This window comes from Amycolatopsis sp. FDAARGOS 1241 (assembly GCF_016889705.1).
In the GTDB taxonomy this organism is placed as follows: Bacteria; Actinomycetota; Actinomycetes; order Mycobacteriales; family Pseudonocardiaceae; genus Amycolatopsis.
Genome location: NZ_CP069526.1, coordinates 946,560 through 960,662 on the forward strand (window position 1 = coordinate 946,560; position 14,103 = coordinate 960,662).

The following is a 14,103-nucleotide window of genomic DNA, read 5'->3' on the forward strand; positions in this document are numbered from 1 at the left end:
ACACCGCGGAACGTTCACGTTAGCAGCGCACGGTAGTCGTTCCGACCCCCGTTCGGGGTGGTTGGCCACGTAAGGGTGGCCATTCCGTGTTCCAGAACTGACCCGGAACACCTCGATCACCGGAAGAGCACCTTGCTCCCGGTGATGGCACTGTTCACCGTTGTGACGGCCGTAGGTCACGTCACGGGGGTGGGAGGGGTCGTGCCGGTGTCACGCGAGCAGGTTCGCCCCGCCGCCGTAGGCGCTCGGGTCCAGACCAGGTGGTGGCGCGCTGCGAGCCGGGTGCTCGTGCTCGTGATGCTCGCGAGCTTGGCGTTGCCGGCGTCGGCGATGGGCGCGAGCGCGGCGCAGCCCTCCGGCGTCGGCAACGCCCACCTCGCGCCCCAGTCGGCCGAAGCGCACCAGTACCGCCTCGTGGGCCAGGTCCTGCCCCGCGGCGACGAGCCGCCACCCGAAAACCACGACACGGCGTGGCTGCCGCTGTTGATCCTCGGCGGCCTGCTGCTCGCCGGCGGCGGTGGCTACCTCGTGCACGCGCGGCGGCGGGCCGCCTAAGCCGTACCGGCAGGCTCGGCGGTGCCGTCTCTCCCGCCGGGCCGCCGGTCGACCAGTTCCTTGTTCGGCGCGTCGGCCACGGCGTCGAGCGCCGCGTGCAGGTACGGAACGAGTCCTTCGGCGTCCGGGCCCGTGAACGCGGTGGTTCCGAGCAGCATCCGGTTCAGCAGCATCCCGGCGCAGATGGCGATGAGCAGCGCGGACCGGCCGGTGCGGTCGGCGCCGTCTTCGCCGGGCAGCGCGTCGGCGAGCCGGGTCCGGTAGTTGCGCCCGATGCTCTCGCGCATGATCGCCGCCGCGCGCGGGTTGGCGACCGAGCGCAGCGTGAGCAGCAGCCCGTCGTGCGCTCGCCGGTCTTCTCCGGTCAGCAACGTCCGCGCCGCCTCGGCGTTGACCTCGGGCGTCATCATCATCGACTTCTCGTAGGCCAGGTCAACGACCTCCGCGAACAGGCCTTCCTTCGAGCCGAAGTACTTGCCGATCAGCCGCGCGTCCACATCGGCTTCGCGCGCGATCTCGCGGACGCCCGCGCCGTCGTACCCGTGCCCGGTGAAGGCCTTCCGCGCGGCGCGCAGGATCGCGGCGCGCGTGGCCACGGGGTCCCGGCGCTTCGGAGGGCTGATCAGAGCTCATGGCCGCCAGCGTACGAGCCTCGCCGAGGTCCCGGCTCGACAAGCGGGTTGCCAAGTCCACAACCGTGGACTTGTGGTGGCCACAGGTGCGGACTTAGCCGCATGGGCCCGCGCAACCACGAGAACTGAGGATTTCTTCCATGACCATTCCCCAGCGCAGGCTCGGCACGAACGGCCCGCTCGTCGGCGCCATCAGTACGGCGCGATGGGCTTCGCCCGGCCCTACGGGCAGTCCGCGGACCACACGACCGACGGCACCGCCGACGCGCTCATCGGCCGCGCCCTCGACCTCGGCGTCACGCTCATCGACACCGCCGACCGCTACGGCGACAGCGAGGACAACGTCGGCGCGGCGATCAAAGGCCGCCGCGACCAGGTCGTGCTGGCCACGAAGTTCGGCATCGTGCGGGGTGCGAGCCCGGACAGCGCACCCGTGATCAACGGGCGGCCCGAGTACGTGCGCGAGCCCATCGAAGAGTCGCTGCGGCGGCTCTCGGCACCGACCACGTCGACCTGTACTACCAGCACCGCGTGGACCGGACACGCCGATCGAGGAGACCGTCGGCGCGATGGCGGAACTCTTCACCGAGGGCAAGGTGCGTTACCTCGGCGTGAGCGAGGCCGCGCCGGACACGATCCGCCGCGCCCACGCCGTGCACCCGATCACCGCCGTGCAGACGGAGTGGTCCCTGTGGTCGCGTGACATCGAAGATGCGGTCGCGCCGCTGTGCCGCCAGCTCGGCAATCGGCGTCGTGCCCTACAGCCCGCTCGGGCGCGGCATGCTGACCGGGCGGCTCACGTCCTTCGACGACCTGCCCGAGAACGACTACCGCCGCGGCATGCCGCGGTTCGCCCGCGAGGTGTTCGAGGCGAACCTCGCGGCCGTCGAGACCGTGAAGGATCGCCGCGGCCCACGGTGCCGCGCCCGTCCGGCTCGCGCTCGCGTGGCTGCTCGCGCAGGCGCCGGGCGTCGTCCCGATCCCCGGCACGCTGCACGTCTCGCGGCTCGAGGAGAACGCCGGCGCGGCCGCGGTCGAGCTGACCGGCGAGACCTCAAGCGGCTCGACGCGCCCACCGCCGTCGGCGAGCGCGAGACCGTGCTGGACAGAACTGGTCGTACGGCGTCACTCCGCCGCTTCGCTGAAGCGTTCGTCCGGCCCGGCTCGCGGCCGGGCCGGACGGCGGTGCCGGTATTGTCCTAGGGTGAGCGCCGTGGGACGACTGGTCGTGATCGAAGGTCTGGACGGTGCGGGCAAGCGCACCCTCTCCGACGGGCTCACCGCCCAGCTGCAGCGCGGTGGCGCCACCGTGGGCAGCCTGGCGTTCCCCCGCTACGGCCACAGCGTCTACGCCGACCTGATCCGCGAAGCGCTGCACCGTGGCCACGGCGACCTCGGCGACTCCGTTTACGGCATGGCCCTGCTCTACGCCCTCGACCGCAGCGCCGCGGCCGACGAGATCCGGACGCTGCTCACGGACAACGACGTGGTGCTGCTCGACCGCTACGTCGCCTCCAACGCGGCGTACGCCGCCGCGCGCCTGCGCGAGCACGCCGACGGTCCGGTCGTGCAGTGGGTGTGGGACACCGAGGTCGAGCGCTTCGCCCTGCCGCGGCCCGACGCGCACCTGCTCCTGCGCGTCGCCCCCGCGGTGGCCGCCGAGCGCGCCGTGCGCCGCGCCGCCGAGGACACCCGCCGCGCCCGCGACTCGTTCGAATCCGACGACGCCCTGCAAGAACGCTGTGCCGCCGTCTACGACGAGCTGGCCGCCGCCGGCTGGCTCGCGCCGTGGCACGTGCTGGACGGCGTGGCGGGCGTCGACCTGCCGACGCTCGCGAAGTCCCTGCTCGCCTAGCGGCCCGCCTGGCAATGCTTCGGTCCGGGTGATCACGGCGTGGAGGAGTCCGGCGAAGCGGGAGGCGATGGCGAGCTTGGCGCAGCGGGACCAGGTCGCGTCACCTGTTTGAGCAGGTTGCACTCTCGACCGCGGCGTTTGCGGGTGTCCGGCTTGATCGGCTGGCTCGGGGATCACAGCGACGATGCCGCGCGGGCGAGCAGATATCCGCGGATCGGGAGGACCAGGCGTTGTCGCCACGTCGCGGCCAGGCCGGGTGCGTGCCCGACCGCGTGGCCAGGCGTCCGCTACTGACCGGACACCGTCGGCACATCCCGCCACGCCGGCCCGCCCGCCTGGATACCGGAAACACCCACTGAGCAGCCGAGCGCAACTGAAACCGCGCCGCGACCAGCAAATCCCAGCAACCAACCTCGAGCTTTGTCAGACTCGCCTAGGGCCCGAGCGGCTCCCCCGGCGCCGGCTGGGCCACCGCCGGCGCGGCGAAGCGCGCCGGGTCGAACAGCGCGATCGGGTGCGCGGTCGTCCCGTCGACGACGAGGTCGGCCAGGATTTCCCCGACGACGGGCACGAACTTGAAGCCATGCCCGGAAAATCCGCACGCCACGACCACGCGTGGGTGCGCGGGGTGCGGCGCGATCACGAAGTGCTCGTCGGGTGTGTTCGTGTACAGGCACGTTGCCGCGCGGCGCAACTGCGCGGGGAGCGTCGGCAGGCGCGACCCCACGACGTCCGCGATGTGCCGCACCTCGTTCTCGTGCACGGTCCGGTCGATCGTGTCGGGCGCGCACGGCGTGCCGGCGATGTGCGAAGCCACCTTCACCCCCTGCGGCGTGTGCGCGGGGAAGCCGTAGAACTGCTCGCCCTCCTCGGTCTCCCACAGGTAGACCGGGTGCCGCTCGGCGGCGAACGGCGCGGCGTCGGCCGGGTCGAACCAGTACTGCACCTGCCGCTGCACCTCGAACTCGACACCGAGATCGGCCAGCAGGTGCGGTGCCCACGCTCCCGGGCACAGCACCAGCCGGTCGGCCGTGTAGTAGCTCGACGCGGTGCCCACGCGCACGCCGGATTCCGACGTGCTCCACGTGAACACCTGCTCCTCGTGGTGCAGTTCGGCACCGTGGCGCGCGGCCAGCTGCAGGTGCGCCGCGACGCTGCCCTCCGGTGACACGAACCCGGCGCCGGGTTCGTAGAGCGCCACTTCGTCGCCGCGCGGAGCCATCGTGGGGAAGCGGCGGCGGATCTCGGCCGCGTCCAGCAGCTCGTGCGGGATGTCGAACTTCTCGGCCGAGAGCACGCTGCCGGTGATCGTGCGCGAGTCCGGCGGCCCGGCCATCAGCCCGCCGCAGCGCGTGAACAGGGGCCGGCCCGTGTCGTGCTCCAGCTCGGTCCACACCTCGTGCGCCCGCAGCAGCAACGGCACGTAGTCGGGGCCTTCGAGGTAGGCCTGGCGCGTGATGCGCGAGCCGCCGTGGCTCGAGCCGAGGTTGTGCACGGGCGCGAACTGGTCCAGGCCCAGGACGCGTTGCCCGCGTTGGGCGAGCCGGTAAGCCGCGGCGCTGCCCATGCCGCCCAGTCCGATCACGATCACGTCGTAGTGCGTCAAGCGGCGCGCTCCTCAGCCGGGTCAGCTCGGCGTCGAACAGCGGTTCCGCGGCCACGACCGCGGGGACCCGTTCGCCGAAGTACTCGATCTCCACCGGTGTACCAGGTTTCGCGCACTCCGCGGGGAGCCAGGCGTACGCGATGTTCTTGCCGACCGGGTAGCCATACGCCGCGCTCGTGACGTACCCGACCGGGCGGTCCTGGGAGTGGACAGGTTCGTTGCCGAGCACCAAGCCTTCGGCGATCAGGCAGGTCAGCTTCCGCCGGGCCGTGGCCTCCGATCGGCCGCGCAGCGCGTCGCGCCCGGGAAGTAGCCCTTGTCCGTGCGGACCGCGAACCCGAGCCCGGCTTCGTACGGGTCGCGTTCGGCCGTGAGGTCGGTGCCCCACTCGCGGTGGCCCTTCCCGAGCCGCATGCTCGTGAGCGCCTGGCGCCCGGCGGCGATGATCCCGTGCGGCTGCCCGGCTTCCCACAGCGTGTCCCACCGCAGACGGCCGAGGTCCGCGCTCGTGTGCGGTTCCCAGGCGAGCTCGCCGACGGTGGACAGCCGCAGCGCGACGACGGGCACGTTGCCAACTACGCGTGTTTCGCGGTGAAGCAGCACATCGCGTCGTGCGAGAAGTCCGTTGTGGACAGTGGCTGGAGCACGCGCCGCGCGAGCGGTCCCCAGAGGCCGACGCAGGACGTGCCCGGCGTGGTCTCGTGGATCTGCACCGTGCCGTCGCCGGGCAGGGTGCCGGCGCAGCCAGTCGATGTCGATTGCACCGTTGACGCCGACTTGGAACCGTTCGGCCCGGAGCCGCGCCACCGTGAGGTCGCTGCGCACACCGCCGTCTTCACCGGGCAGCAGCGTGTACGTGACGGCGCCGGCGGCTTCACGAGGTGGTTGGTGGTCATGGTCTGCCGGAACGGCAGTGCTCCGGGACCGGTGACCTGCAGCCGGTTCGCCGGCGTCAGGTCGAACATCGCCACGCGCTCGCGGGCAGCCAACGCTTCGGCGCCGCCGATCGGCGACCAATGCAGTGCGGCCCATCCGGTGCGCGGCGGCACGCGCTGCACCTGCGGCAGGTTCGCGTTGGCGGCGAACCACTGCGGCCGTTCCCAGCCGCCCGCTTCGAGGAACACCGCGCCGAGTTCGGTGTGGGGCTCGTGGAACGGCAACGTGCGCACGGCGCGCGGCTCGCCGGCCGGCTGCAGCGGGTGCACGACGGCGTCCACCTCGGCGTAGCTGCGGCAGCTGCGCGTAAAGACGTGGCCGGGCGCGAGCTGCACCTGCTCGAACCGCGCGAGGTCGCTCGTGTGCACGTCGAGCCGTGGCTGTCCGTAGACGAGCCACCGCGCCAGCCCCCGAGCGGCCCGGCGGAGTGCGCAAGCCCCACGGCGCCGGCGACCCAGAACCCGTCGAGGTCCGGGTGCTCGCCGAGCAGCGGCCGGCCGTCGGGGGTCACGGGGAACAGGCCGTTGACACCCATCTCGACCTTCGCGTCGGCGCGCGCGGGCAGCAGGTCGGTGGCCGCGCTCCAGGGGTTCTCGAAGTCGGCGGCGGTGAACGCCTGCTCCGCCGAGCCGCCGACGTCCGCGGCGTCCACCGGTATCGGCCGGTGTGCGTGGCTGCCGATGCCGAGCCGGTCGACGTGCTCGTGGAAGTACAGGCCGGCGCCCCGGTGGCGCTGGACCGGCTTGCCGGCCTCGGTGAAGCCGTCGTTGTCCCCAGCGAGCACTGGCAGCGGCGTAGTGCGCGCGTAGTGGTGCGCCATCGGTATCAGCGGCACCATGAGGTCCACGAGCCGCCCGACGAGCGGTCCCCACACCCCGGCGCACGACACCACCACGTCGGCGCGGAAGCGGTCGGTCTCGGTCACCACGCCGGTTACGCGCCCGGCGCTGCGCTCGATCCGTGACCCGTTGGTGCGCCAGGAACTTCGCTCCGCGCCTGGGCTGCGGCCGCGCAGTGGTTTCGCGAGGCCGTCGCCCGGCGTGTGGAAGCCGCCGAGCGGCTTCGCCGGGTCGAGCAGCGGGTGCAGTTCGGCGCACTCCCCGGGCGAGCGCAGGTAGCCGCGCACGCCCGACGCGGTCGCCCGGCCGTGGCGGCGCTTGAGCTCCGCGAGCCGCTCCGGCGTCGTGGCGATCTCCAGGCCGCCGGCGGGCTGGAAGCACCACCGGCCCGCCAGCTTCAGGAGGCGTACTTCGCGACGGTGTACTTCGCGAACTCTGTCAGCGTGCGGTCCGCGTGGGTCTGGAACACCAGGCCCGGCGCGTGCGACGTCGAGCCACCGGTGGCGAAGAGGGGCCCCTGCTCCAGCACGGTGAGGTCCGTCCAGCCGCGTTCGGTCAGCTCGTCGGCCAGCGCACAGCCGACGACGCCGGCGCCGATGACGACCACCCGGGGCCGAGCTGCCATCGCGGTACCTCCTGGCCTGGCGGGGACGCAGGCACGCCGAAGAACCCGCCGAGGCGGGTCAGGTTGCGGATGGGGGATGGTGTTCCGTCTTGAGCAACAAAGTCGCGATCGTGGGCGCGTGTCAAGGCCGCGTCGAAAAGCGGCATCGTGCGTGCGCCCGGGCAGGTGACGGCCGTAACGCGGGCGTCGGCACAAGCGATCCGACGCCGGGGAGTCTCAGCTGGTGAAGTAACCCAGCTGCGCCGAAAGTTCCGTGGCCGCGTCGGTCATCGGCCGCACGATCTGTTTGATCCGCTGCTTCGACAACCGGTACGACGGCCCCGACGCGCTCATCGCCGCGACGACCTCGCCGCCCGGCCCGCGGATCGGCACCGCGACGGCGTGCATGCCGAGTTCCAGCTCCTCGAAGCAGGCGGCGTACCCGTCTTCGGCGACGCGCTCCACCTCGGACTCGAGTTCCTGGGGGTCCACCATCGTGCGCGGCGTGTACTGCTCGAGGCCGTGTCCCAGCAGACGCTTGCGGTCGCCCTCGCCCATGGCGGCCAGCAGCACCTTGCCGCTCGAGGTGGCGTGCAGCGGCGTGCGCTGCCCGGTCCAGTTCTGCGTGGTGATGGCCGCCGACCCGCGGGCCTGGCTGATGTTGATGGCCACGCCGTCGTCGGCGATCGCGATGTTCACGGTCTCGCCCAGCTCCTCGGCCAGCGTCTGGCAGGTCTGGCGGCCGAGCTTCGCGAGGTCCATGCGGCCGGTGGCGGCGCCGGCGAGGCGGACGATGCCGAAGCCGATCGCGTACTTGCCGCGTTCGCCCAGCTGCTCGACAAGACCGTGGGCTTCCAGGACACTCAGCAGCCGGGACGCCGTCGACTTGTGCACGCCGAGCTCGCCGGCGATCTCCGTGATCCCCGACTCCCCGTTGCGCGCGAGCAGTTCCAGCACGCTGATCGCGCGGTCGACCGACTGAACTTGCGTTCCCGTTGCGCTGCCCGAGTCCTGGTTCCGCATAGCGCAACACTAACCGCTCGCGGACGATCTCTCCGGCTGAGCGGGCGAATCCCTTGACGGTGAAGGCATGGGGCCCGCACTGTTGCGCACAGTGCACGAAAATGCGTCGTGCGCAACATTTTTCACCAACCGCACCCGGTTCCCGTGACCCGTTCCCGGAGGCTCCGATGATCCGTGCCTGCGCTGTCGCCGACCTGCCCGAGGGCGAGTCCGTCCGCGTCGACGGCCCCACCCCGATCGCGGTCTTCCACACCGAGACGGGGTTCTACGCCGTCGACGACACCTGCACGCACCAGGACGCCTCGCTCGCCGACGGCTGGCTCGAAGGCTGCTTCGTGGAGTGCCCGCTGCACGCGGCCCAGTTCGACCTGCGCACCGGCGTGCCGTCGTGCCTGCCCGCGAAGGACCCCGTGCGGACCTACGCGGTCGTGGTCACGGACGGTGAGGTCTTCGTCGACGTGCCGATGCCCGCCGTCGCCGGCGAGGGTGCCGTCTAGCGCTGCTCGCGGGCGGCCGGATGGAGCAGCGGACCGCACGATCTTGATCTTTCTGGAGGTCAAACGCGCGGGTCGTGCTCGCGGGCGGCGCGGATAGTGCGAACATGTGCTCATGAAGGCACGTGTCTTGGTGGTCGACGACGACCCCGCGCTCGCGGAGATGCTCACCATCGTGCTCCGGGGCGAGGGGTTCGACACTGCGGTGGTGGCGGACGGTTCGCGTGCGCTGCCCGCGCTGCGTGAGCTCAAGCCGGACCTGGTCCTGCTGGACCTGATGCTGCCCGGGATGAACGGCATCGACGTCTGCAAGGCGATCCGCGGTGAGTCGGGTGTGCCGATCGTGATGCTCACCGCCAAGAGCGACACCGTGGACATCGTGCTGGGCCTCGAGTCCGGCGCTGACGACTACGTGGTCAAGCCCTTCAAGCCGAAGGAGCTCGTCGCCCGCGTGCGCGCGCGCCTGCGCCGCACCGAGGCCGAGCCCGCCGAGTCGCTGACCATCGGCGACCTGGCCATCGACGTGCCGGGACACGAGGTCACCCGCGAGGGCAAGGCCATCCCGCTCACGCCGCTCGAGTTCGACCTGCTGGTGGCGCTGGCCCGCAAGCCGCGCCAGGTCTTCACCCGCGAGGTGCTGCTCGAGCAGGTGTGGGGCTACCGCCACGCGGCCGACACCCGGCTGGTGAACGTCCACGTCCAGCGGCTGCGGTCGAAGGTCGAGAAGGATCCGGAGCACCCCGAGGTGGTGTTGACGGTGCGCGGCGTCGGTTACAAGGCCGGCCCGCCGTGATGAGCCGATGACCGCGTCCGCCGACGCCGGCCCACCCGCCGGGACGAGAAATGACCCGAAGGTGGGACGGCTGACGGCTTTCGCCCGAGCCACGGCGCACCTCGTGCGGCGCGTCGTGGCCTTCACGCGCCGCCGGGTGGTGGCGTTCAACGACCTGTGGCGCCACTCGCTGCAGTTCCGCGTGACGATCTCGACGCTCGCGCTGTCGGCGGCCGTCGTCTTCGTGCTGGGCATGGTGCTGCAGAACCAGATCACCGAGCGGCTGCTGGACACCAAGCGAAAAGCCGCGGTCGAGCAGACGCAGGCGCTGGCGGACACGGCGGCGCGTGAGCTCGTGGGGGTCGGTGGCGAATCGCCCGACGCGTTGCACACGCGCCTGGAGAACGCGCTCAAGAAGATCTCCACCACGTCGGCGTCCCCGACGGGGTCCACAGCGGGCACGTTCGAGCCGGTGCTCGCGAGCGTCGGGCGCGACCAGGCCGACTCCGACCCGGTGTTCGTCGGCCCGTTCACCTCCGTGCCGGTGCGGCTGCGCCAGTTCGTGGAGGGCGACAAGCTCGCGCGGTTGGAGCACACCGTCGTGGAGAACGGCGTGAGCACCACGTACCTGATCGTGGGCACGCCGCTGAACTCCGTGGCGAGCCCGCTGCAGCTGTACTTGCTGTTCCCGCTGACCAGTGAGCAGAACACGGTGTCGACCGTGCAGAACACACTGCTCGTCGGCGGGCTCGTGCTGCTGCTGCTCCTTGCGGGCATCACGAACCTCGTGGTCAGGCAGGTGGTGCGGCCCGTCCGGCAGGCGGTCGCGGCGGCCGAGCAGTTCGCGGGCGGGGACCTCGACCAGCGCTTGGCGGTGGTCGGGGAGGACGACCTGGCAAAGCTCGCCGTGTCGTACAACGGCATGGCCGCGAGCATCCAGCGCCAGATCCGCCAGCTCGAGGAGTTCGGCGGCCTGCAGCGCCGGTTCACCTCCGACGTTTCCCACGAGCTGCGCACTCCGCTCACCACGGTCCGCATGGCTGCCGACGTGCTGCACGCCTCGCGCGAGCAGTTCCCCGCCGGCCTCGCGCGGTCGACGGAACTGCTGGTCGACGAGCTCGACCGGTTCGAGGCGCTGCTCGGCGACCTGCTGGAGATCAGCCGCCTCGACGCGGGGGTCGAGGAGCTGTCGGCCGAGTACATCGACGTGCGGCCCATCGCGACGCGCGCCGTCGAGCAGGTCCGCGTCATCGCGGGCACGGCGGGCAGCGTCGTGGAGCTGAACCTGCCCGACGAGGACGCCTCCGCCGAGGTCGACGCACGGCGCGTGGAGCGGATCCTGCGCAACCTGCTGGGCAACGCCGTCGACCACAGCGAGGGCAACCCCGTGCAGCTGACGGTGGCGGTCAACGAGACGGCGGTGGCGATCACGGTGCGCGACCACGGCGTGGGCTTGCGCGCGGGCGAGGCCGAGCTGGTGTTCAACCGGTTCTGGCGAGCGGACCCGTCGCGCAACCGCCGTACCGGCGGCACCGGGCTCGGGCTCGCGATCAGCCAGGAGGACGCGCGCCTGCACGGCGGCGTCCTCGACGCGTGGGGGGAACTCGGCCACGGCGCGTGCTTCCGGCTCGTGCTGCCGCGCCACCAGAACGTGCCGATCGAGGAGGCACCCCTGCTGCTGCCACCACCCGACGCCGCGCCGGAGATCACGCTGGCACCGTCGTCCGTGCTCGAGGTGCAGCCCGCGCCGGACGCGATTCTCGCCGACCGCGACTCCGACCGCGAGGAGGTGGGCCGGTGAAGCGCGTGCTCGTGGCGCTGGCCTGCCTGCTGCTGCTCGCCGGGTGCGCGAACGTGCCGCTGGAGTCGCAGCCGCTGGTCGTGTCCGCGGACACGCCCGCGCCGCCGGCCAACGACGCGCCGGAACCCCTCAACGACACCGATCCGCTTTCGCTCGTGCGGGATTTCGTCAGGGCCAACGCCGACCCGCGCTCGACCAACGCGGCCGCGCGCGCGTTCCTCGGCGACCAGCAGCGGGGCTCCTGGAAGCCGAGCCGGTCGATCACGATCATCGACAACACGTTCAGCACCGTCTACGAGACGCCGGCCACGACGACGTCGGCACCGCCCGACCCGAACGTGCGCACGGTCTCGCTGCGCGGCTACACGCTCGGCACGCTGAGCGCCGACAGCGCGTTCATCCCCGGGTCGGGCCCGCTGGAGCAGTCGATCCAGGTACGCAAGCAACCCAGCGGGCAGTGGCGGATCTCGTCGCCGCCCCCGACGTTGCTCGTGACCGACGACGACTTCGACGCGAACTACAACCGCGTCGCCGTGAGCTTCTATTCGCCGGACTCCGGCACGTTCGTGCCCGACCTGCGGTACGTGCCCGCGAAGCCGCAATCAGGCTTGCCCGGGCGGGTGATGGACCTGGTCCTGCAGGGTCCGTCGGCCGGGCTCGCCGGGGCGGTGAAGAACCTGCTGGGCGATCAGGTGACGCTCGAGACGAACGTCAAGAACGACGACGACGGATCGCTGGTCGTGCAGCTGTCCGGGCTGACCGGCGCGAGTCCGGAGACGAGATCGCTGATCGCGGCGCAGATCGTGCTGTCGATGCAGACGGTCACGTCCACGCGCATCCGCCTGCTCGCCGACGGCGCGCCGCTGGTGCGCGACCACGAGTACTGGCGCAGCAGCGATGTGCCGTCCTACAGCTCCGCCTCTTCGCCCAGCCCGGACCTGCTCGGCCTCATGACGGTGGACGGCCGTGTCCGCTCCCTCAGCGACGGCGCTCCCGTTCCCGGCCCGGCGGGCGACGGTACCTACGGGGTGGTCAGCGCCGCGCAGTCCATCGACGGCAAGCGGCTGGCCGTCGTCGAGAAGGACGGCGACCGGGTGAGCCTGCGCGTCGGCGATCTCGGCCGCGACCTGCCCCTGGTGGACCTCAGCGGCGGCTCGCTGAGCCGGCCGACGTGGCGCCCCGCCCCGAGCGGCGCGGGTTCCTCCGGTGAGGTGTGGACGGTCGTCGACCACTCGATCATCGCCCGCATGGTTCTCGACCCGACCGGCCACTGGCTGCGCCAGAGCGTCAACGCCAACGACCTGTTCGCCCTCGGCGACGGCACCCCGACCATCGACGCGCTCCGGCTGTCCCGCGACGGAGCCCGTGTCGCCGCCATCGTCAACGGCCAGCTCGTCGTCGCGGCCGTCGTGCGCAACGGCGACACCGTGACCCTGCGGGAACCGCGCGTCCTGCAGCCGGGAGACCTGGCCGATGTCGTGGCCGTCGACTGGGGCTCCACCGCGGACACGCTTGTGGTGGCCACGTCGTCGACTTCCCAGCCCGTGCAACGGGTTTCGGTGGACGGGCATCGCATGGACGCGTTCAACGGCTCGAACCTCACGGCTCCCGTCCGCGCGGTCACCGCGGCCCCGAGCCGCCCGATCGTCGTGGCCGACGCCGGCGGGCTGTGGAACGCGACGGAACTGGGTGAGGTGTGGCGCCCGCAGCCGCACTCGATGGCCAACGCGAGCCCGTTCTACCCCGGCTGAGTCGTCTCAGCGGGTTGGCTTTTCCCGAGGTGGCCGGGGTTTCCCGACCGCGAGATCGGCTGCGCGCGAAAACTGTCGGTGCCGGGGTGCACACTCCCAGTCATGGTTCTCGACCTGCTCGTCCCCGCCCATTGCGCCGGCTGCGGCACCCGCGGAGCCCCCAGCTGTCCTGGCTGCTCACAGGTGTGGGGGTCACTCACGGAGGTGGTCCGCGCCCCGGTCGCCGGCCTCGCTCCCGTCTACGCCCTGGCGGCCTACCAGGGGATCGCCAAACGCCTCCTGATCGCCTACAAGGAACGCGGCCGCCGAGACCTCGCGCCCTCCCTCGGCCAGGCGATCGCCGCTGCATTGCTCGGATTCCCCGGCTCCGGCCCACCGCGTTCGCCCGGCGGCCCGGCGGCTGATCCGACTGATCGCTCCTCGGCGACCGGCTCCGTCACCGACCCTCGACCGTGGTGTCTGGTTCCGGCACCGAGCCGCCGCTCGGCCTCCCGGCTGCGCGGCGGCCCGCACGTCCAACTGCTGGCCGAATCCGCCGCCCGCTGCCTGGCCAGCGCCGGCGTCGAGGCGATGGTCGCGCCGGCCCTCACGCTCAAGGGCGCCCGCGACGCCGTCGGGCTCACGCGCACCCAGCGCATCGCCAACCTGTCCGGCCGCCTGCGTTTCGTCGCAGCCGGCCGTCCGCCGCCCGGCACCCGCGTGGTCGTCCTCGACGACGTCGTCACCACGGGCGCCACGGCCGCCGCCTGCCTCCACGCCCTGACCGGTGCCGGGATCACGGTTTCCGCGGTGCTCGCCCTCCTCGCCGCCGGGTGATCGTCTCGCTCAGTGGCACCCGGAAATCCGCCGCCGCCCCCGGGTTCGTCGTCACCCACCTTGCCGCAGCGTGACCGGATGTCACCTACACGAGTGACGTTCCGGGGGAACGCCCGACCGCTGCCGGCCGTTGTCCGGGCATGAGGGCAAAGCTCGGATTCACACCCGCGGCGGCCCACTCCACCGGGGTGGCGGCTGCTGCGTTCCGGGCCGTGACTCTCGGCTTTCAGGCCCCCGACGCGTTGCGCCGTCCGCGTGAAAATCACCGGCGCGCGCTGGGCCGTCAGGGGCGGGAATTCGGGCTGTACACAAGCGTTTCGCTGCGCGCCGTAACGGGTTCCCGAATCGTGACATCCCCCGGCCCGGGGGCTGTTGCGAGCGGCGTGAGGAAGCTAACGTGCTCCGCTATCAGCAATCCC

Annotated in this window: 10 protein-coding genes and 5 pseudogenes; 9 read left to right on the plus strand and 6 right to left on the minus strand. The window is 71.9% G+C overall.

Annotated elements, in window-relative coordinates; genetic code table 11:
- The first annotated feature begins 201 nt into the window (after positions 1–201).
- A complete protein-coding gene (locus I6J71_RS04530; RefSeq protein WP_239154426.1) occupies positions 202–555 on the plus strand; it encodes a hypothetical protein in 354 nt (117 codons plus the stop codon).
- On the opposite strand, the gene I6J71_RS04535 is transcribed toward I6J71_RS04530, so the two are convergent.
- Positions 552–1,151 (minus strand): TetR/AcrR family transcriptional regulator, encoded by a 600-nt coding sequence (locus I6J71_RS04535; RefSeq protein WP_204093570.1) that lies wholly within the window; start codon positions 1,149–1,151, stop codon positions 552–554. The genes I6J71_RS04530 and I6J71_RS04535 overlap by 4 nt on opposite strands.
- 241 nt (positions 1,152–1,392) lie before the next feature.
- On the opposite strand from I6J71_RS04535, the pseudogene I6J71_RS50305 reads away from it, so the two are divergent.
- The 3 genes and pseudogenes from I6J71_RS50305 to I6J71_RS04550 all read left to right on the plus strand — a co-directional run.
- Positions 1,393–1,623 (plus strand): annotated as a pseudogene (locus I6J71_RS50305) (aldo/keto reductase); the annotation flags it as partial.
- Between the two features lie 133 nt (positions 1,624–1,756).
- Positions 1,757–1,870: pseudogene (locus tag I6J71_RS50310) on the plus strand (aldo/keto reductase); the annotation flags it as partial.
- Positions 1,871–2,391: 521 nt separating this feature from the next.
- Entirely contained in the window at positions 2,392–3,042 is a 651-nt protein-coding gene (locus tag I6J71_RS04550; protein WP_204093572.1) for a dTMP kinase, read from the plus strand.
- Between the two features lie 433 nt (positions 3,043–3,475).
- Here I6J71_RS04550 and solA read toward each other — a convergent pair whose 3' ends face one another.
- From solA to I6J71_RS04565, 5 genes and pseudogenes are all read right to left on the minus strand, one after another.
- On the minus strand, positions 3,476–4,648 hold the full coding sequence (gene solA / locus I6J71_RS04555) for an N-methyl-L-tryptophan oxidase (RefSeq protein ID WP_204093573.1): 1,173 nt from the start codon (positions 4,646–4,648) through the stop codon (positions 3,476–3,478).
- Positions 4,649–4,739: 91 nt separating this feature from the next.
- Positions 4,740–4,877 (minus strand): annotated as a pseudogene (locus tag I6J71_RS47595) (glycine cleavage T C-terminal barrel domain-containing protein); the annotation flags it as partial.
- A 23-nt stretch (positions 4,878–4,900) separates the two neighbouring features.
- A pseudogene (locus tag I6J71_RS47600) lies at positions 4,901–5,952 on the minus strand (hypothetical protein).
- 128 nt (positions 5,953–6,080) lie between these two features.
- Positions 6,081–7,048, minus strand: a pseudogene (locus tag I6J71_RS47610) (NAD(P)/FAD-dependent oxidoreductase); the annotation flags it as partial.
- Between the two features lie 216 nt (positions 7,049–7,264).
- Entirely contained in the window at positions 7,265–8,050 is a 786-nt protein-coding gene (locus I6J71_RS04565; RefSeq protein ID WP_204093574.1) for an IclR family transcriptional regulator, read from the minus strand.
- A 167-nt stretch (positions 8,051–8,217) separates the two neighbouring features.
- Between I6J71_RS04565 and I6J71_RS04570 the strand changes: the two genes are divergently transcribed.
- The 5 genes from I6J71_RS04570 to I6J71_RS04590 all read left to right on the plus strand — a co-directional run bounded on the left by I6J71_RS04570 (position 8,218) and on the right by I6J71_RS04590 (position 13,684).
- Positions 8,218–8,547, plus strand: coding sequence for a bifunctional 3-phenylpropionate/cinnamic acid dioxygenase ferredoxin subunit (locus tag I6J71_RS04570; RefSeq protein WP_204093575.1), 330 nt, complete (start codon positions 8,218–8,220; stop codon positions 8,545–8,547).
- A gap of 112 nt (positions 8,548–8,659) precedes the next feature.
- Positions 8,660–9,337, plus strand: a complete 678-nt coding sequence (gene mtrA, locus I6J71_RS04575) for an MtrAB system response regulator MtrA (protein ID WP_204093576.1) — start codon at positions 8,660–8,662, stop codon at positions 9,335–9,337.
- Between the two features lie 7 nt (positions 9,338–9,344).
- Positions 9,345–11,117, plus strand: a complete 1,773-nt coding sequence (gene mtrB / locus I6J71_RS04580; RefSeq protein WP_204093577.1) for an MtrAB system histidine kinase MtrB — start codon at positions 9,345–9,347, stop codon at positions 11,115–11,117.
- Entirely contained in the window at positions 11,114–12,868 is a 1,755-nt protein-coding gene (locus I6J71_RS04585) for an LpqB family beta-propeller domain-containing protein (RefSeq protein ID WP_204093578.1), read from the plus strand. Before mtrB ends, I6J71_RS04585 begins: the two co-directional genes overlap by 4 nt.
- Before the next feature lie 102 nt (positions 12,869–12,970).
- Positions 12,971–13,684 (plus strand): ComF family protein, encoded by a 714-nt coding sequence (locus I6J71_RS04590; RefSeq protein ID WP_204093579.1) that lies wholly within the window; start codon positions 12,971–12,973, stop codon positions 13,682–13,684.
- Positions 13,685–14,103: the final 419 nt, after the last annotated feature.